At 59.0% G+C, this 16671-nt stretch carries 19 protein-coding genes and 1 tRNA gene; 6 read left to right on the forward strand and 14 right to left on the reverse strand.

Going from position 1 to position 16671, the window contains the following annotated elements; all coding sequences use genetic code 11:
• The first annotated feature begins 45 nt into the window (after positions 1-45).
• Positions 46-762 carry a zf-TFIIB domain-containing protein gene (locus KI613_RS11855; protein ID WP_226399669.1) on the forward strand — a complete coding sequence of 239 codons (717 nt, stop codon included), beginning with the start codon at positions 46-48 and terminating at the stop codon, positions 760-762.
• A gap of 138 nt (positions 763-900) precedes the next feature.
• The gene (locus KI613_RS11860; RefSeq protein ID WP_226399671.1) at positions 901-1335 is read left to right on the forward strand and encodes a CBS domain-containing protein; all 435 of its coding nucleotides are present in this window, start codon (positions 901-903) and stop codon (positions 1333-1335) included.
• Between the two features lie 47 nt (positions 1336-1382).
• Here the strand turns inward: KI613_RS11860 and KI613_RS11865 are convergent, their stop codons facing one another.
• Together KI613_RS11865 and KI613_RS11870 are read right to left on the reverse strand one after the other, a co-directional pair.
• Entirely contained in the window at positions 1383-1856 is a 474-nt protein-coding gene (locus KI613_RS11865) for an OmpA family protein (RefSeq protein WP_226399673.1), read from the reverse strand.
• A 49-nt stretch (positions 1857-1905) separates the two neighbouring features.
• The gene (locus tag KI613_RS11870; protein ID WP_226399675.1) at positions 1906-2460 is read right to left on the reverse strand and encodes a YaeQ family protein; all 555 of its coding nucleotides are present in this window, start codon (positions 2458-2460) and stop codon (positions 1906-1908) included.
• A 190-nt stretch (positions 2461-2650) separates the two neighbouring features.
• Between KI613_RS11870 and KI613_RS11875 the strand changes: the two genes are divergently transcribed.
• From KI613_RS11875 to KI613_RS11885, 3 genes are read left to right on the forward strand one after another with little or no spacing between them, the layout of a single operon-like run.
• Positions 2651-3178 (forward strand): DUF3617 domain-containing protein, encoded by a 528-nt coding sequence (locus tag KI613_RS11875; RefSeq protein ID WP_226399677.1) that lies wholly within the window; start codon positions 2651-2653, stop codon positions 3176-3178.
• Positions 3179-3220: 42 nt separating this feature from the next.
• Entirely contained in the window at positions 3221-3661 is a 441-nt protein-coding gene (locus tag KI613_RS11880; RefSeq protein WP_226399679.1) for a rhodanese-like domain-containing protein, read from the forward strand.
• Positions 3655-3870: a hypothetical protein gene (locus KI613_RS11885; protein ID WP_226399681.1), complete on the forward strand. Its 216-nt coding sequence runs from the start codon at positions 3655-3657 to the stop codon at positions 3868-3870. Before KI613_RS11880 ends, KI613_RS11885 begins: the two co-directional genes overlap by 7 nt.
• 253 nt (positions 3871-4123) lie before the next feature.
• Here the strand turns inward: KI613_RS11885 and KI613_RS11890 are convergent, their stop codons facing one another.
• The gene (locus KI613_RS11890; RefSeq protein WP_226399683.1) at positions 4124-5419 is read right to left on the reverse strand and encodes a type II toxin-antitoxin system HipA family toxin; all 1296 of its coding nucleotides are present in this window, start codon (positions 5417-5419) and stop codon (positions 4124-4126) included.
• Entirely contained in the window at positions 5409-5669 is a 261-nt protein-coding gene (locus KI613_RS21410) for a helix-turn-helix transcriptional regulator (RefSeq protein WP_226405742.1), read from the reverse strand. Before KI613_RS21410 ends, KI613_RS11890 begins: the two co-directional genes overlap by 11 nt.
• Positions 5670-6051: 382 nt before the next feature.
• On the opposite strand from KI613_RS21410, the gene KI613_RS11900 reads away from it, so the two are divergent.
• Entirely contained in the window at positions 6052-7119 is a 1068-nt protein-coding gene (locus tag KI613_RS11900; RefSeq protein WP_226399685.1) for a GSU2403 family nucleotidyltransferase fold protein, read from the forward strand.
• Positions 7120-7294: 175 nt separating this feature from the next.
• Here the strand turns inward: KI613_RS11900 and KI613_RS11905 are convergent, their stop codons facing one another.
• The 10 genes from KI613_RS11905 to KI613_RS11950 form a co-directional block, all read right to left on the reverse strand.
• Positions 7295-7882, reverse strand: a complete 588-nt coding sequence (locus KI613_RS11905; RefSeq protein WP_226399687.1) for a DUF4276 family protein — start codon at positions 7880-7882, stop codon at positions 7295-7297.
• Entirely contained in the window at positions 7879-9135 is a 1257-nt protein-coding gene (locus KI613_RS11910) for an AAA family ATPase (protein ID WP_226399689.1), read from the reverse strand. Before KI613_RS11910 ends, KI613_RS11905 begins: the two co-directional genes overlap by 4 nt.
• A gap of 277 nt (positions 9136-9412) precedes the next feature.
• Positions 9413-9488 (reverse strand) — tRNA-Asn (locus KI613_RS11915).
• A 100-nt stretch (positions 9489-9588) separates the two neighbouring features.
• Complete coding sequence (ylqF, locus tag KI613_RS11920; protein ID WP_226399691.1) at positions 9589-10512, reverse strand: ribosome biogenesis GTPase YlqF; 924 nt, start codon at positions 10510-10512, stop codon at positions 9589-9591.
• Between the two features lie 17 nt (positions 10513-10529).
• The gene (gene moaD, locus KI613_RS11925; RefSeq protein WP_226399693.1) at positions 10530-10778 is read right to left on the reverse strand and encodes a molybdopterin converting factor subunit 1; all 249 of its coding nucleotides are present in this window, start codon (positions 10776-10778) and stop codon (positions 10530-10532) included.
• On the reverse strand, positions 10775-11995 hold the full coding sequence (locus tag KI613_RS11930) for a molybdopterin molybdotransferase MoeA (protein WP_226399695.1): 1221 nt from the start codon (positions 11993-11995) through the stop codon (positions 10775-10777). The genes moaD and KI613_RS11930 overlap by 4 nt, the downstream gene beginning before the upstream one ends.
• Positions 11989-12495 (reverse strand): molybdopterin-guanine dinucleotide biosynthesis protein B, encoded by a 507-nt coding sequence (mobB, locus tag KI613_RS11935; protein ID WP_226399697.1) that lies wholly within the window; start codon positions 12493-12495, stop codon positions 11989-11991. The genes KI613_RS11930 and mobB overlap by 7 nt, the downstream gene beginning before the upstream one ends.
• 17 nt (positions 12496-12512) lie before the next feature.
• Positions 12513-13646, reverse strand: a complete 1134-nt coding sequence (locus KI613_RS11940) for a hypothetical protein (protein ID WP_226399699.1) — start codon at positions 13644-13646, stop codon at positions 12513-12515.
• A 5-nt stretch (positions 13647-13651) separates the two neighbouring features.
• Positions 13652-15574 (reverse strand): ATP-dependent DNA helicase, encoded by a 1923-nt coding sequence (locus tag KI613_RS11945; RefSeq protein ID WP_226399701.1) that lies wholly within the window; start codon positions 15572-15574, stop codon positions 13652-13654.
• 89 nt (positions 15575-15663) lie between these two features.
• On the reverse strand, positions 15664-16575 hold the full coding sequence (locus KI613_RS11950) for a LysR family transcriptional regulator (protein WP_226399703.1): 912 nt from the start codon (positions 16573-16575) through the stop codon (positions 15664-15666).
• Positions 16576-16671: the final 96 nt, after the last annotated feature.

The following is a 16671-nucleotide window of genomic DNA, read 5'->3' on the forward strand; positions in this document are numbered from 1 at the left end:
CAAAGCCCGGCTATAGTCTCGCCTGTTGCCCGGTCCCCGATCACCATGAAACCCACGCCCTGCCCCTCCTGCCAGCAGCCGATGGTCAAGAAGACCTTCGAGCGCCTGTTGCATGGCACTGTCGTCCTTGACCTCTGTTTCAACTGCCAGGGCATCTGGTTCGACGAGTTTGAAAGCGTGCAGATCACCCCTGGCGGCACCATCAAACTGTTCGAACTGCTGCATGAACACCACGACGACCAACGCACGCCCCTGCGCGACCCGCTGAAATGCCCGCGCTGCAGTGAAAAATTACTGCACGGCCTCGATGTCGCCAAACACGGCGGCAAGTTCAACTACCACCGCTGCCTGCAAAAACACGGCCGTTTCACCACCTTCGCCCAGTTCATGATCGAAAAGGGCTTCGTCCGCCAGCTCAACCCTGCCGAAATCGACGAACTGTCGGCCAAGGTCGGCATCGTCCGCTGCATGGGCTGCGGCGCCCCGGTCGATATCCGCCGGGACCACGCCTGTGGCCACTGCCGGGCGCCGATCACCATCCTTGACCCGTCCGCCGTCGAACAGGCGCTCACCCGCTACCAGCACGCCGAAGTGCGCCGGACGACGCGCGATGTCGAAGCGCTCGGCGACGCCATCGTGATGCGCGAACGGGAAAAATCGCGCCAGAAACGCATGCAGGAGCCGGAAAACGCCGGCATCATCGATGCCATCGACCTTCTTTCGGCCGGCGCCGAATTTGTCTGGACGCTGATCAAGCGCTAAGCCGAAGGCAGCCGCCCCTCTCCGGACACCGGCCACCATTCTTTTTGCATTGAGCATTGCCGGCGGCGAACTTAGGAAACAACCCCATGTCCTAAGTCAAGGCAGCAACTTACTCAACCCGAAGCGAAAGGATCCATCATGCCAAACCGCCTGGTTAGTGAAGTCATTAAAGGACGGCCATTCCCCACCACTGTCACCGGCACCACCGTGCGTGAAGCCGCGATCATCATGAAGGAATGGCATTCATCGGCAATTCTCATCGTAGATAAAGGCGTTCTCGCGGGTATCTGTACCGAACGTGACATCGTCTTTCGTGTGGTCGCCAACAACTGCGACCCGGCCAATACCGCAGTCAGCACCATCATGACCCGAAATCTCCAGACTGTCGGCCTCGACAAGCCTTTCGGGCATGCGCTGCACATCATGTACGAAGGCGGCTTCCGGCACATTCCCGTCGTTGATGAGGCCGGCCATCCAGTCGGCTTGCTGGCGGCACACGACGCGCTCGATATGGACGGCCTGCAGATGGAACGCGATCTGGTTCGGCGCGAGGAAATCACCGTCATTCTGTAAACAAAAAAGCGAGCCGTTCAGGCTCGCTCTGCGCCAGCATAAAACCCTTACTGGACGCGGATTTCGACCCGCCGGCCCTCTTCCGGGCTGCCCGTACCCAGCGTCGATTCCGGCTTGCGGAACTTGATCCGCTCGGCAGCAACGCCGCCAGCGACCAGCGCATCACGCACCGTCTCAGCGCGGTGCTTGGCCAGTTGGGCATTTTGGGCCGGATCACCGGATGGATCGTGAAAACCGGAAAGCAGCACGATGGCCTGCTCGTTTGCTCTGAGCGCCTCCAGCGTCCTGGCGGCAATATCCTTGTCGGCGTCCTTCAACTTGGCGGCGCCAATGGCGAAATAGACCTTGGCCAGCGGCTCGCCAACCGGGGCAATCTCGCCCTGCTCGGCAACCGGCTTCGTTGTCGCCTGAACGTTCTTGCCGGCACTGGCTCCAAAAACCACAGCCACAATGGCCAGCACGATCCCGGCCAACACCCCGACAATTACCGCGGTTGATTCGTCTTCATCATTAGCAGCCATAGTCACCTCTCAAGAAAGTTGCTCGGAGCCTGAAAAACGTCTTCGGATTCTATGCCGATTCGCTATCGAAGAGAACTCTCGGTGCCAGCTCGACATGTTCCTGATCGCCGCCCAACCAGATCACGCCATCCTGAATCGTGCATTGCAGGCGCATGCCGCGTGCCGCCAGCGCAGCCAGCGCCTTGCCCTCCTCGACGCTCAAGGACAGCACGCGCAGATTCTTCTGCCCCGAGACCTTGCCCTGAGTCTGCTGCCACCAGATTTCCGCCGACCGCCCGCCATAACTGAGCACCATGACATGCCGCGAGCGGTTGCAGGCCCGGCGAATCGCCTTTTCGTCTGGCAGCCCGACGTCGATCCAGCGCTCGACGCTGCCCGTCGGGTCAAGCTCCTGCAGATCCGCCTCATCCTCGGTCGCCGACAGGCCGCGCCCGAAAGTCAGCGTCTCCGACGCATTCAGCGCGAAGGCCAGCAGGCGGACCATCATTCGCTCGTCGGTTTCCGAAGGGTGTCTGGCAATGGTCAGCGTGTAGTCGCCGAAATGCGAACGGTCGAGGTCGGCGAGCTGCAATTCGGCCTTGAAAATGGTGGATTTGAGCGCCATGCCGGTTCCCGTAAAAAGCGCGGATTATCCCATGACGCCTTGTCCAAAGCAGACTACGATTATCATCAGGGGAACGCTGAACAATTCGTCATCCCCGCAAAAGCGGGGATCCAGTACGTTGAATCTTTCGCGGGAATGACAAATCCGAATTGATCAGCGCTTCCCTAGCCAATTTTCAGGAGATTCCGTCATGAGCCCACTGCGCATCCTTCCCCTGTTGCTCGCCAGCCTCTTCGCCGTTCAGGCCGCCGCCGATGCCCCGCGCCGCAAATCCGGCCTGTGGGAAACAAAGACCCAGATGGCTGGCATGCCCGCACAAGGTCCGATGCAGATGTGCGTCGATCAGGCCAGCGATAACGTGATGCAGGAACGCGCCAAGGAAAAGGTCAGTTGTCCGGTCATGGATGTCAGTCGCGGCGCCGGCAAGATGACCATTCATTCCGTCTGCAAACACGAGGGTGTGACCAGCACCAGCGATTCGGTCATCACCGGCGATTTCGACTCGGCCTACCGCAACGACATGGTGGTTCGCTACGATCCGCCGCAGCACGGCATGAAGGAGATGAAGATGGTTCAGGAAGCCCGCTGGCTCGGCCCCTGCAAGGCCGGCCAAAAACCGGGCGACGTCGTCATGCCCGGCATGCAGAAATTCAACATGCAGGAAATGATGAACGATCCGCAAGTACGCGAAATGATGAAGCGCCAGCAAAAGCAGTAAAGCGCCCCATATAATCAGCGTTTTCTAATACACGAGATTGCCATGCGCCACCTGCTCCTAGCCTGCCTGATCGCCGCCACCAGCTTCGCCCACGCCGAAGTCATCGACATCGACAACGCCCAGCTCGACAAACTGCGCCAAAGCGGCGTCCCCGTCGTCGATATTCGCCTGCAATCGGAATGGGAAGAAACCGGCATCGTCGGCGGCAGCAAACTGCTCACCTTCTTCGACGAAAAAGGCCGCGCCGACGCCGCCGGCTGGCTCGAAAAGGTCAAACCCTTCGCCAAGCCGAACGAGCCGGTCATCGTCATCTGCCGCACCGGCAACCGGACCAAGGCCGTCAGCCAGTTCCTCTCGCAACAGGCCGGCTACACCACTGTTTACAACGTCAAGAGCGGCATCAAAGGCTGGATCGGCGCCGGCGGCCCGGTCGTCCCGGCAACGCAAACCATCGCCTCGTGCAAGGCCGCGAAAACTTGCTGAACCACGCCGTCGACCGCAAAAGGTGCGCCAGTTGCGAGCACTGGCGCGGTTGGCGCCAACCCGGTGAAGAGCCGGGAACCGTCATTATCGAAGCCGAAACCGCGGAAGGCCTCTGCCTCGGCGGCGGCTGGGACAACTCCGAACGCCGCGCCCGCTCGGCCTGCGGGCACTGGCGGATCTGGGAAGTGCTGAATCAGACGACGCCGTAGCTGTAATGCAGTTCAGTTAAGCGTCATTCCCGCGAAAGCGGGAATCCAGATGTCTTGCATTTGCTGGGTTCCCGCTTTCGCGGGAACGACAATTTAACGAGGCATTTGCTTAACCGAATGGCATTAGCGCCGTAGCTAAGCCTTATTGCCACGGTCAACCGGAAAAAACGGCCAAAATTGAAATGAGGTTGAGGCGGCCAGCCTGCGGCCCCCGGGCGACGCTGCTAGCCGGTTATCGCAAATGTACCGTGGCTTATACCGACGGCTCGGTCTCGTCGTCCATGTCAGCGGCAGACGCGCTGAGCCTTCTTACTGTCAGAGCACAGCGTTGCTCGATCAACGTTACGATTTGCTCAATCACGGCATGGCAAGCAAAGCCATGCCCAGGCTTGGACTGGAGTTCACGCGCTGTCGGCGGCAGCGACTTTGCCAAGGCAAGAATGCGCTTTCTGGCCTGCGCCTTGCCAAGCCCGACTGTTTCAGCGAACTGGTCCCAGTGCCGTGCCTGGACTTCGCTGAACTTGTACTTGCTGCCGATTTTCATCGCCATCCTGGGCGTCAGGGTCGGATAGACCGCCGTCGACAGCAGGTCGTAGCACGGCGCCAGCACGGGAGCTCTGCCCCCATACAGGAGCGAAAAATTCTTGGCGTGAGCATCGTGATTGCCGATCAAGGCGTTGAAGATCACGTAGTCGAGCAAGCGCAGAACCTGAGGTGCGCTGGGGCGCGTGACGCGCCTGACCAAGTCGAAACACTGCGCCAGATCCGGACCACCTTCGTTCTGGTATTTCATTTCCGGAACCACGCCCAGCGCTTGGCAAAAGTCCTCCTGGTGCAGGCGCTGCCGATTGCCTTGTGCATCGACAACCCGGTCATAGCGCTCGACCAACAACAACTGTCGGCCCGACACGAAATGCACCTGTGACTTGGCCGGTTTGAGCTGCATGGCCTCAGCCAGCGCCAGGCAGAACCCTTCATTGGTCACCGTGTCATCCAGACCGCGGATGGCAGGCTTCAAAATGTGAGAGCTGGGCGTGCCATTCCTGGGCAGCCCCAGCCGCGCGCCATCGAAAACCACCGGCAGCTTGTCCTGAGCGCCGGCCAACGAAAGCCGCAAGCCATCCTTGCCAGCCAACATCGGCCGATACAGCAGTTCATCGAGAATGGCGACGACCTCCTCGTCACTAAGCCACTGAACGTCGCCCCTCGATTCAGGACCGGACGCCCCCTGCCCTGGCTCCAGCAAGCTCACGGCCCCGGCACATTCCCCACCGATATGATCCAGCAGCGCAAAATCATTCTGACTCGACACCTGAAATTGCTGCGCAATGAGGCGGCGCAGTTGCCCCTCTGGCAACAAGCCTGCAAAGAAGGGCCTGGCGTGATAATCGTCGAACGGTTCTGCTTGCAGCGGCAGCGAGCAGGACAATGTCAACGCGGCTGGCCGGGAGAGCCAATCAGGGCTGTAACGAAAATTCAGCCGGCCCTCGGTCAGCGTCAGGGTGCCAACCCGGTCAGTGAACAACCAGACCTCCAGCTCATGCACCATGATCGTTGCCCTCGCGCTGATCTTCGGGGGCTGCCGATGGCAAGCCAATGAGCTGGAGCTCCCCACCCAAGGCGTCGATCACGCGCAGCACGTTTTCCAGCCGGAGGGTGGGCTTACCAGCTTCCAGATCGACGATGAAGCGCACACCAACCCCCGCCGCCAAAGCCAACTGGGGCTGCGTAAGGCCCAGTTGCTTGCGTGCGGCACGCAGTGCATCACCGAGTTGTCCTGTAGTTCGTATGGAGCTCATCACCAACCTTATTTCCCGTTCGGGAAATTATCGGCCAGAACGAAGGATGGGGCAAGCAATGTTTCCCGATCGGGAAATTTCCGTGTGAGAGTGCGGTTACGAACCAAAACATTCCCGATCGGGAAATTTTGTCAAATCACCCCGGCAACGCAAACCATCGCCTGCTACAAGGCCGCGAAAACTTGCCAAGCCTGGCCGTCGACCGCAAAGGTGCGCCAGTTCGAGCACTGGAGCGGTTGGCGCCAACCCGGCGAAGAACCGGGAACCGTCCCATAACCCGGCATCCGACTTGCCACGGTCAACCGGGAAAAATGGCCAAAAATGAAATCGGGTAGCGCAAGGGTTTATACTCACTTATAAATTATGTGAGTATAATTTCGCCATGAAACGACTTTCTGAAACCTGCGCCACCTTGTATGCCGACCTCAAGGACCGGGCCTGCGGAGATTCGGGCCGACTGCCTCCGGGTGGAGCGTTCACCAAGAAAACCGTCAACGGAGGGATTTACTGGTATTACCAGACACCTCAGGTCGACGGGCAACGGCGGCAAATCTCGCTGGGCAGGGAATCCGACGAATTGCTGGCAAAAATTGACCAGTGGCGGACAACGCAGTCAGATGCCGCAGGCTTGAGCGACGCCCGCAAACGACTCGTCGCCATGTTGGGCGTAGGTGGTGCCCATCTGGAGCCAGGGCGCCCCGCAAAACTGTTGTCACGGATGAGCCAGGCGGGCCTGTTTGACGCCGGCGGCGTCCTCGTTGGTTCCTTTGCCTTCGCTTGCTACGGGAACATGCTGGGAGTCTCCTTCGGCTCGGCCCTGATGCGAACAAGCGACATGGACTTTTCCCTGGAGCGGGAACTCGATATCGGCCTCCAGCGCTCAATACCCGACGATCTTCGGCTAGCCGAGCCGGCCCTCAAGTGGCCGCCACAACTGCTACCAAGCGCTCCCCCCTTCAACCTGATCGCCCCCGACGGCTTCAAGGTCGAATTCTTGACCGCACAAAACGCTGCGACAGAGCGAACACCCGTACTCATTGAGCGCTTCTCTGTTCACGCAATGCCGCTTCCTTACATGGACTACCTTCTCAACCAAACTCAGGACGCCGTAGTCCTCAACGGCGCGGGAATCCCGGTAAAAGTGCCGGACCCAGCGAGGTTCGCACTTCACAAACTGGCCGTTTCCCAGCTGCGCCCGGTAGGTGAGAAAACAAAATCCGATAAGGACATACGCCAGGCTAAGCAACTACTGGAAGTACTCCTGGCAGACAACCCGGGGTCCGCGATGCTCGCCGCCGACGCCGTCAACGAACGGGAAGACCTTCTGGGAAACTTGATCCTCAAGGGTGCAAGTCGGTTACCACCAGAAATGCGGGATACCTTGGGCGGCTGGGTTCACGAGAAGGTTTGGGATGCCGAACTTGGCAAAGCCATCCCTGGAGAGCCATAAGAACGATGACCTCCGGCTGAAGGTTACGGTCAACCGGAAAAAATGGCCAAAATTGAAATGGGGTTGAGGCGATGGCAAAGCCAAAGCAACCAGACCTGAGTAAAACCGTGGTCTGTCCCCTATTGTCGTACTATAAACATCGTGCCAATGTAAATCTCAAAACCGTGATGTCTGATCAGGCTTTCTTCTTACCAATTTCAAGCTCAACAAATTCACGAAAATATTTAAATGACGGACATTTGATATCAATTTTATCGATTGAGATTTCCTTCGCAATCAATGAGTTATGCTCGGTATTACAATATATCTTTACCCTGTTTTTTGAGTTCAATGTAACAAGGTCAGCCAGATGTTCCTTCGGAGAGTTGATAGTTTCTGGAAAGTTATCTATTTTGGGCTCTTTTTCAAGCTTCAAAGCGCGCTGTATGGCAGAAGGATCAGAGAGCAACCATGCCTCTAACTCCTCTGCGGGAATAGTTACATATCCATTACTTATTACAGTACTTTTCATGATTACTTGTAACTCTTCACGAAGTTTCTGAGAATTTTTCTTATCCCGATCGTGAACAAGAACAACAGCGCTACAACCCTTTGCCTTAAGAGCCTTACACCATCCTGGTGTCTTGGATTTTAATGGTCCACATCCTTTACCAAAGTGTTGGGATACCGAAAAATTTCGGCCGCTAACTTTACGTGCAAGTTCCTTCAAGACATCAACATCACTAACGTCCTCTGCAATCACGCCTATATGAATTTTGCTCACGAAGTTAATCCCCCGGTTCGCCAATATTCACCCAATGTCCCAGACTCCTCTAGATAAGCATCCAAGGCTGCCATACCGTCCTTACCCGCCCAATCTGCGAGTTGATTAACGCGTGTTATAGAACGCTTCATATCGACGACAAAAACATTTTCCTTATCGATAGTATCCAATACCAAGTCCGAATGAGTGGTAAAAACAACCTGTCGAATTCTAGAATGGGATTTCATGATCCCAAGTATTCTTCTAAGCAACCCATGATGTATGCAAACTTCCGGTTCTTCAATTAAGAAACAAGATGCATCTTCGGTCATAATGTAGAAAATCAAGGCAAGCGTCTTGAAAGTTCCTTCGGACAGCTGATTAAATGTGATATGCGATGAGCCGATTTGAACTTTTGGTATAACTAGGGTCTTGTATTGCCTTACCTTCTTTATTGTTCCACCGGTTTTCATTTCGACAGTATTTGAACTCAATTTAACTGGCTTCCAAGAAATCCTGCTGACGAGTCCAAGCATCCTAGTGGAAACATACTCTTCGTACTCTTTATAGAGTTCGATATTTTTCTTTTTTAAATTGTAAAGATCGAACAAAAAGCGCAGATGCTGAGAGGATCTGTTCGAATAATTTGTCTCCAGCCTACCGGAAGCATCTAATTCAAAACTACTAGGGCATCTAGACGGGTCAGTAAACTGGGAAGCACTGTAGTACTTTATATTTCTTCTATATTCAGAAACCAATCGCAGGCTTCGAGATATCGTCTTGTCATTCAATATCTCTTCCATATTACTTGACGATGCATTTGTTTTTCGTCTCAGATCGCCTGAAATATACCAATGCTGCATAACTTGACTAATATGTTTTTTATCAAATGTCGCGAATACAGGGATTTCAATCCAAGCATCCTCCCTTCCGAATTCACGAAAGTTCCATTTTTCTATTGCACTCACAACTTCTTCCTCACCTCGGACGGAAGCTATTTTTAGCGACAATGAGAAATATATTCGGCGCTTGCCTGTAAGGAAAGTAGCGTAGATATTTGTTTCTGGAATTTGTGAATCCTCTTGGATCGAGCGATAGCTTCTTCCATCAAGGTATTCAAAAGGATTCAATAATCGTAATGCGCTAAGAATATTAGTTTTTCCAGAACCGTTGATACCGATTAGGCCACTGAGAGAGGAATGTGGTTGAAACTTAGTTCCGGCACAAGACCGATAGCCATTAATTTCTATACTCTCTAAATATACTGATGCCATTTAATCGATTCCTTTGTTGAGCAACCACATTCGCCGTACGTTATTGATAATCCCGGCGAAAAACAAATAGCTTAGCTATCTCCGCCATTTAAGTAAATTGCTCCCCGTCCAAGTAACACGGGGGGTTATGGATACATGGAAAAGTGCCAGTCTATTGCTTTGCATTGCCAGCCGCAATGAACTGGCCATACATCGATAGCATAAACAACGGGAGCGCATTGGCTGCCACGAACGAAAAAAAGGCACTTCCTGAGAAGTGCCTTTTTTTGTGTATTCTTGGCTCCCCGACCTGGGCTCGAACCAGGGACCTACGGATTAACAGTCCGGCGCTCTACCAACTGAGCTATCGAGGAACGGTGCTGTCGGCCGTGCGGCTGACAGGGCGCGGATTATATACAAATCCGCTGAGAGGCTGCAATAGAGAGCGTCTTGCAGCGGCAAATAAATTGAAAATCAGGCTTTTCCGTCGTCGACCGCAAGATCCGGATTCACTGGCAGTTTGCCCGCGGCCTTCAACTCGGCTTGCCGGGATGCGCGCAGCGCTGGCGTTTCCAGGCTGATGCGGCCGAGGGCGCCGGAGCGGTAGTCGAGGATCAGGATGGCGGCGGCTCTTTCCATGTCCAGTTCGCCGCCCCGCCCCTTGATCACGCAGCCGCGCTTTTTGGCGATGGCTTCGATGACGCCGACGGCATCCATGCCTTCAGTGGCAAAGCCGTAGCGCGCCATGAGCAGCTTGGGGTAGACCTCGAGCAGGTAATTGGCGAGCCAGGTGCCGACTTCTTCGTCGATGTAGGCATTGATGCCGACGGCGTGGCTGGCGGCGAGCATGAGGCCGTCGATGGGGTGGTCGATCTTCGGCCAGAGCATACCCGGGGTGTCGTAGAGGGTCAGCCGGTTGCTGATGTCGATGCGCTGCTGGGTCTTGGTGACGGCCGGCTGGTCGCCGACGGCGGCGACTTTTTTCTTGACCAGGGCGTTCATGAGCGTCGATTTGCCGACGTTGGGGATGCCCATGATCATCAGGCGCAGCGGCTTGACGGCGTCGTTGCGGTGCGGCGCCAGCTTCTGGGCCAGCCCGGGGATGCGCGCCACGTCGCTGGCTTTCTTGCACGAAATGGCGACGGCCTTGACGCCTGGCTGGGCGTCAAAATAAGCGAGCCAGGCTTTGGTGGCTTCGGGATCGGCCAGATCGGCCTTGTTGAGCAGCTTGAGGCACGGACGCTGACGGAAGACGCGCAGCTCGTGGATCATCGGATTGCTGCTCGCCTGCGGCAGGCGGGCGTCGAGGACTTCGACAACGACGTCGGCCACGGCCAGCGTCTCGCCGGCCTTCTTGCGGGCCTGGGTCATGTGCCCCGGGAACCATTGGATGGACATTTTTTATCTTTCTATTTTCAGCCGCCGGTGACCGGCGGGAAGAAGGCTATTTCGTCGCCGTCTTTTATTGTGGCATCAAGTTTCGCCATGTCCTGATTGACGGCGCAGCGCAGGTTTTTGGCGGTAACCAGCTTGTCGCGCCCCTGGCCGACCAGCCAGTCACGCAAGCCGCCGACGGTGGCGATACCGGCCGGCAGCTCGACGGTTTCGCCAGGCAGGCCGAGGGCCTCCTTGAGGCCGGCAAAGTAGAGAATCCTGACGCTCACGACAGCAGCTCCGCGAAGGATACAAAGCGCACCGTGTCGCCGACGGCGATGGTGTTGCCCGGCGGGTTGAGGACCAGCCCGTCGCTCCAGCACAGCGAGGTAACGACGGCCGAGCCCTGGTTTTTGTACAGCTCGACGGCGCCTTGCGCGTTGAGCGAAGCGCGGAGGAACTCAAGGCGGGCGCCATCGGCCCTGCCCCACACCGAGGCGCACGGCAGGTTGAGGATGCGCGGCGAAACGCTGGCCGCCCCCTGCAAACGCTGGATGAACGGGCGAACCATGGTCATGAAGGTGACGAAGGCGGCGACCGGGTTGCCCGGCAGGCCAAGGAACCAGGCCTTGCCGTCGGTGTTTCCATCTCGCTTGCGGATTTCGCCGAAGGCCAGCGGCTTGCCGGGCTTGATGGCGATTTTCCACATATTCAGGCTGCCTTCGGCCTCGACGGCCGGCTTGACGTGGTCTTCCTCGCCGACCGAGACGCCGCCGCTGGTCAGCACCAGATCGTTGTCGGCCGCGGCGCGGCGCAGGGCGTCGCGGGTGGCTTCGAGCGTATCGGCGACGGCGCCGAGGTCACGGACTTCGCAGCCCATGCCTTCGAGCAGCGCGCGCAGGGCGTAGCGGTTGGAGTTGTAGATGGCGCCCGGCGGCAGCGGCTCGCCCGGCTGAACGAGTTCGTCGCCGGTGAAGAAGACGCCGACGCGCACACGGCGATAGACCGGCAGTTCGGGCAGGCCGGCCGAGGCGGCCAGGGCGATTTCCTGCGGGCGCAGCTTGATGCCAGCCTTGAGGATTTCGGCACCGACCGAGATGTCTTCGCCAGCGCGGCGGATGTTCTCGCCATCGCGCGGGACGTGGTTGATAACGACACCGTTTTCACCATGTTCGCAGCGTTCCTGCATGATCACGGCGTCGGCGCCGGCCGGGACCGGGGCGCCGGTGAAGATGCGGGCTGCCGTGCCCGGCTGCAAGGTGGTGCCGACCGTGCCGGCCGGAATGCGCTGGCTGACCGGCAGGCAGACGCCGGCGGCGGTGATGTCGGCGACGCGCACGGCGTAGCCGTCCATGGCCGAGTTGTCGAGCGGCGGCACTGCTACGGTCGACTGCTGCGAAACGGCCAAAATGCGGCCGGCAGCGGCGGTAATCGGCAGCGAGCGGATTTCCTCGACCGCCTGGGCGGCGGCCAGCAGCTTTTCCAGGGCTTGTTCAAAACTCAGCATGGGCGGGCCTGCAAATTTAGGTGGTTCATGACGAAATCGGCCATCGCGGCGTAGTCGTTGAGCGGCAGCGTCGGCAGGCTGGTTTCGATGGCGGCGTCGGTGGCCACGGCGACGATGTCGTTGCGTTCGGGGAAGAGCGGCGGCTTGCCGTTCTCCGGCCGGTAGACTTCGAGCTTGGGCACCGGTTCCTGCTTGAAGCCTTCGATCAACACGAGGTCGCAGGGTGAGAGGTGGCCGATCAGTTCGTTGAGCGTCGGCTCAACCTCGTCGCGCCGCTCGTGCATGAGCGCCCAGCGGTCGCCGCAGGAGAGCAGCACCTCGGTGGCGCCGGCTTCGCGGTGACGGTAGGAATCCTTGCCCGGCTTGTCGATGTCGAAACCGTGGTGGGCGTGCTTGATGACCGACACCTTGAGGCCACGCGCCGTCAGCTGGGGGATGAGCTTTTCCAGCAAAGTCGTCTTGCCGGAACCGGAATAACCGGCGATACCGAAAACTTTCATGGGCGGATTTTAACCGTTCAGGCGACGAAAACCGGGGCAAAACCGCCGCCCAGCGTCCGGAAATTGGTGGTTTGGCCTTGGTACAGGCGGGCGGCGACGAGCTGGATGCGGCCGGCGTAGACGTAGCAGCGGATGTCGGCCTTCATGGTCGTTTCAACGCCGTCGACGGGCACGACATACTCGGAAGGCAGCGCGATTTCCTGGGCGATGTAGCCGCCGTGCAGGATTTCCTCGAAGACGCGCTTGGTCAGCTTGTCGCCACGATAGGCGGCGCGGCCGCCGAAGCCGGCGGGCGGCTTGAAAAACCAGCGTTTGCGTTCGGCCCAGAATTGTTCGCCCTGTTCAGGCGTGACGGCGACGGTTTTCGGAATGCCGGCGAGCAGGGTCTGGCGGGTGGCTTCGTCGACGCCCAGCACCTGCAGCGCGGTGTCGTCGGAGAGCTGCATGAGGTTGCGCTTGTCGGCGTAGAGGGCGTGGGCGCGCGGATGTGGCGTGATGACAACGCCGCCCGATTCGAAAATTGCCCGAATTTTCCGGTTGACCGTAGCATCGAGCGCAAAGTCGGTCAGGCGGTTGTAAATCAGGTCGATGGGCTGGCCGGCGTGCAAAAGTTGCTCGCCGTCGCTCTCGAATTCGCCCGGATCGGCCACCACGGCGGCAATGCCATGCTGCTCGAAGAGTTCCTTGAAGAGCGCGAATTCGGGGGCGAGAAACTGTTCGGCCGGGTTTTCGTCGACGATGGCGATGCGTTGCAGCGGTGCGTCGCCGCGTTCCAGACGCCATTCCTTGCGGAACATGGCGACGAACTCTTCGCGAATCCGGGCGCCCTCTTCCGCGTGGCCATGCGAGGCGAGCAGGTAGACGTTGAGCAGGCCGCCGCCGGCGTTGGTATTGATTTCGATGAGCTTGGGGCCGCTCTCGGTCAGATGAAAATCGTAGCCCATGAAGACGCCGCGCGACTTGACCGGCAGGCGGGCGATTTCCGGCGCCTGGGCCAGCGCGTGCGCCTGATAGGCCGGCATGGCGATGACCGATTCGATGGCCGTGATGATGTCGGCCATGGCCTGCATCGGCCCGGCGGCGATGGTGATGTCGGCGCTGGAAAAGAATTGCGGCTGCTGGGCGCGCATTTGCTCGAAGATGGTTTTCATCCGCTTTACCGGTTGGCGAAGAAATCGAGGACGACCTGCAGTTCGCGGGTCCGTTTCATGGGTGGCAGACTTTGCCAGACGCGGCGGCCATACGGCTTTGATATAAGTCGTGGATCGCACATCATGAGCACGCCCTTGTCGTTCTCGTCGCGGATCAGCCGGCCGGCGCCCTGCTTGACGTTGATAACGGCGCGCGGCAGCTGGTATTCCATGAAGGCGTTGCGGCCTTCCTTTTTCATCTGCTCGATGCGCGCCGAGAGCACTGGATCGTCGGGCGGCGCGAAGGGAATCTTGTCGATGACAACGAGCGACAGCGCCTCGCCGCGCACGTCGACGCCTTCCCAGAAGCTCTGGCTGCCGACCAGTATCGAATTCCCATGGTGCCGGAAGCGTTGCAGCAGGTCGTTCTTGCTGCCCTCGCCCTGAACGAGCAACGGCATGTCGATGTTTTCGTCTTCGAGCTTGGCCTTGAGCAGTTCGTGCGTGCGGCGCATGGCGCGCAGGCTGGTGCACAGGAAGAAGGCCCCGCCGTTGGCCGCCTTGACGGCCGGCCAGGCGGCCTCGACGACGGCGTCGGTGTAGTTCCAGGCGTTCGGGTCGGGCATGCCGAGCGGGGCGTAGAGAATGGCCTGCTTGTCGTAGTCGAAGGGGCTGTGCCAGCAGGCGGAATCCGGCTCGCCTAGGCCGAGTTCGGCGCAGTAGTGATGGAACTTGCCCTGCACGGCCAGGGTAGCCGAGGTGAAGATCCACGCCCGCGGATGGCCGCCCATCTGCTTGCGGAAAATTTCGGCGACGTTGAGCGGCGTGGCGTTGAGCTGAAGCGAATGGGTGAAGGCTTCGGCCCAGCGGACGTAGCCGGGCGTCGGGTTCTGCCACTGGCCGAGGTGCTGGACGAGCTCGGTGGCGCGTTGCCAGCACTTCTCCAGCCCCTCGGCGCGTTCGGCCTGGGTTTCGAGCAAGGCGGCAAAGGCAACGACCTCGGCTTCGAGCGCCTTTAGGGCGATTTCAAAATCGGGCTTTTCTTCCAGTTGACCGTAGGAGAAGCGGCCGCTGTCGACGCCGACGGCCAGACGCAGATCCTTGGCGGCCTTTTCGACTTTCTTGCTGGTTTCCGGCAGCGCCAGGCAGTCGCGGGCGTTGGTCAATGCTTCAGCGCGGACATCGCGGGCCAGATCGAGCACCTGCGCCGTCGAAATGCTGTCGCCGAAGAACAGCGTCGCCACCTCCGGCAACTGGTGGGCTTCGTCGAAGATGACCGTGTTGCAGGCCGGCAGCAGTTCGGCCATGCCTTCGTCGCGGAGCATGACGTCGGCGAAGAACAGGTGGTGATTGACGACAACCAGATCGGCCGCCATCGCCTCGCGCCGGGCGAGCATGACGAAGCATTCCTTGTAATCCGGACACTCCTGGCCGAGGCAGTTGTCGCGCGTCGAGGTGGCGTGGCTCCACACCGGTGAGTTCTCGGAAACCTCGATGCATTCGGCCTTGTCGCCGCTCTGCGTGGTCTTGGCGAAGACCGAGATACGACGCGCGTCGGCGGCATCCTCGCGGGTCAGGAAACGGCCATCGGCGATGGCGTGTTGCAGGTGGTAAGGGCAAACGTAGTTGGCCCGGCCCTTCAACAAGGCGATCTTGACCGGCGCCTTGAGGGCGTCGCGGACCATCGGCAGGTCTTTGTTGAAGAGCTGGTCCTGCAGGGTCTTGGTGCCGGTCGACACGATGACCTTGCCGCCCGACTGGAGTGCCGGGACGAGGTAGGCGAAGGTCTTGCCCGTGCCGGTGCCGGCCTCGGCGATGAAGACCGAACAGCCTTTGATGGCGGCGGCGATGCGCTCGGCCATGTCGAGCTGCTGTTCGCGGATGCGATAACCGCTGATGGCCCGGGCGAGCGGGCCTTCGGGAGAGAATATTTCCGGGAGGGAAGACAAGGGAAGAAGCCTGAAAAATCAGGGCCGAATCTTAGCAGATGCGGGGTCTGCCGAGGAAAACGACGGGCTGCCTGGCTACTGAAAAAGACTCATACTGTTTGATCTCCGACCTGCACCCGATATTCCGGACACAACGCCAATCCGGCCTTGAGCACATCGACCAGCAAACGCACCTTGGGCAGCGAGTAGCGTCGTTGCGGATAAACGGCCCAGACAGCGGTGTTGGGCGGCTGGTTGGCATCGAGCAGGGAAACCAGTTCGCCCCGGCGCAAGGGTTCGAGGACATAATAGTCCGGCAACTGGCACAGGCCGAAACCGCGCAGGGCGGCGTCGAGCACCGCCTGGCCGCTGTTGCAGCGCCAGTTGCCGCTGGCACGGAACTGGTAATCGCGCCCCGCATGCTGAAAGCTCCAGATGTCGCTGGTGCCGATCAGGCAGTTGTGCTGGCCGAGTTCGGACAGAGTATGCGGCCGACCGTATTTTTCCAGGTAGGCCGGCGCGGCGCATAGATACATGGCGCGCGGCGCCAGCCGGGTGGCGACCAGGCTCGATTCGCTGAGCCGGCCGAGGCGGATGGCCAGATCGAAACCTTCATGGACCATGTCGAGGGTGCGGTTGGTCAGATCGATTTCGACCTTTAGCGCCGGGTAGCCGGCCATGAATTCATTGACCAGCGGCACGATGAAACGCTCGCCATAGGCCACGGCAGCCGTCATGCGCAGCAGGCCGGTCGGCGCGCTGTGCAGGTCGCCAATGGTCAGGAAGGCTTCGTCGCGCTCTTCGATCAGGCGCTGGCAACGGGCGAGGAAAGTCTTGCCGGCTTCAGTCAGCGAAACGCGACGCGTCGTCCGGTAGAGCAATCGGGCTTGCAGGCGTTCTTCGAGCAGCGCCACCTGCCGGCTGACGTGCGACGACGACAGGCGCAGGCGTTCGGCAGCGCGCGAGAAGTTGCCGCACTCGGCGACGGCGACGAATTCATCCAGTCCTTCCCAGCGACTCATTTTCGGCCCCTCCCCGGCGCAAACCATTATCCCTATTCAGCAACAATCATTTCTTAAACGGCAATTTATCCGCAACCGAGCGCTAATTATACTCAG

Source organism: Ferribacterium limneticum (assembly GCF_020510585.1).
Taxonomy (GTDB): Bacteria; Pseudomonadota; Gammaproteobacteria; order Burkholderiales; family Rhodocyclaceae; genus Azonexus.

Coding starts and splice junctions, on each gene's coding strand:
- KI613_RS11855 (WP_226399669.1), top strand. CDS start 46: ATGAAACCCACGCCCTGCCCCTCCTGCCAGCAGCCGATGGTCAAGAAG.
- KI613_RS11860 (WP_226399671.1), top strand. CDS start 901: ATGCCAAACCGCCTGGTTAGTGAAGTCATTAAAGGACGGCCATTCCCC.
- KI613_RS11865 (WP_226399673.1), bottom strand. CDS start 1,856: ATGGCTGCTAATGATGAAGACGAATCAACCGCGGTAATTGTCGGGGTG.
- KI613_RS11870 (WP_226399675.1), bottom strand. CDS start 2,460: ATGGCGCTCAAATCCACCATTTTCAAGGCCGAATTGCAGCTCGCCGAC.
- KI613_RS11875 (WP_226399677.1), top strand. CDS start 2,651: ATGAGCCCACTGCGCATCCTTCCCCTGTTGCTCGCCAGCCTCTTCGCC.
- KI613_RS11880 (WP_226399679.1), top strand. CDS start 3,221: ATGCGCCACCTGCTCCTAGCCTGCCTGATCGCCGCCACCAGCTTCGCC.
- KI613_RS11890 (WP_226399683.1), bottom strand. CDS start 5,419: ATGGTGCATGAGCTGGAGGTCTGGTTGTTCACTGACCGGGTTGGCACC.
- KI613_RS21410 (WP_226405742.1), bottom strand. CDS start 5,669: ATGAGCTCCATACGAACTACAGGACAACTCGGTGATGCACTGCGTGCC.
- KI613_RS11900 (WP_226399685.1), top strand. CDS start 6,052: ATGAAACGACTTTCTGAAACCTGCGCCACCTTGTATGCCGACCTCAAG.
- KI613_RS11910 (WP_226399689.1), bottom strand. CDS start 9,135: ATGGCATCAGTATATTTAGAGAGTATAGAAATTAATGGCTATCGGTCT.
- ylqF (WP_226399691.1), bottom strand. CDS start 10,512: ATGTCCATCCAATGGTTCCCGGGGCACATGACCCAGGCCCGCAAGAAG.
- KI613_RS11930 (WP_226399695.1), bottom strand. CDS start 11,995: ATGCTGAGTTTTGAACAAGCCCTGGAAAAGCTGCTGGCCGCCGCCCAG.
- mobB (WP_226399697.1), bottom strand. CDS start 12,495: ATGAAAGTTTTCGGTATCGCCGGTTATTCCGGTTCCGGCAAGACGACT.
- KI613_RS11940 (WP_226399699.1), bottom strand. CDS start 13,646: ATGAAAACCATCTTCGAGCAAATGCGCGCCCAGCAGCCGCAATTCTTT.
- KI613_RS11950 (WP_226399703.1), bottom strand. CDS start 16,575: ATGAGTCGCTGGGAAGGACTGGATGAATTCGTCGCCGTCGCCGAGTGC.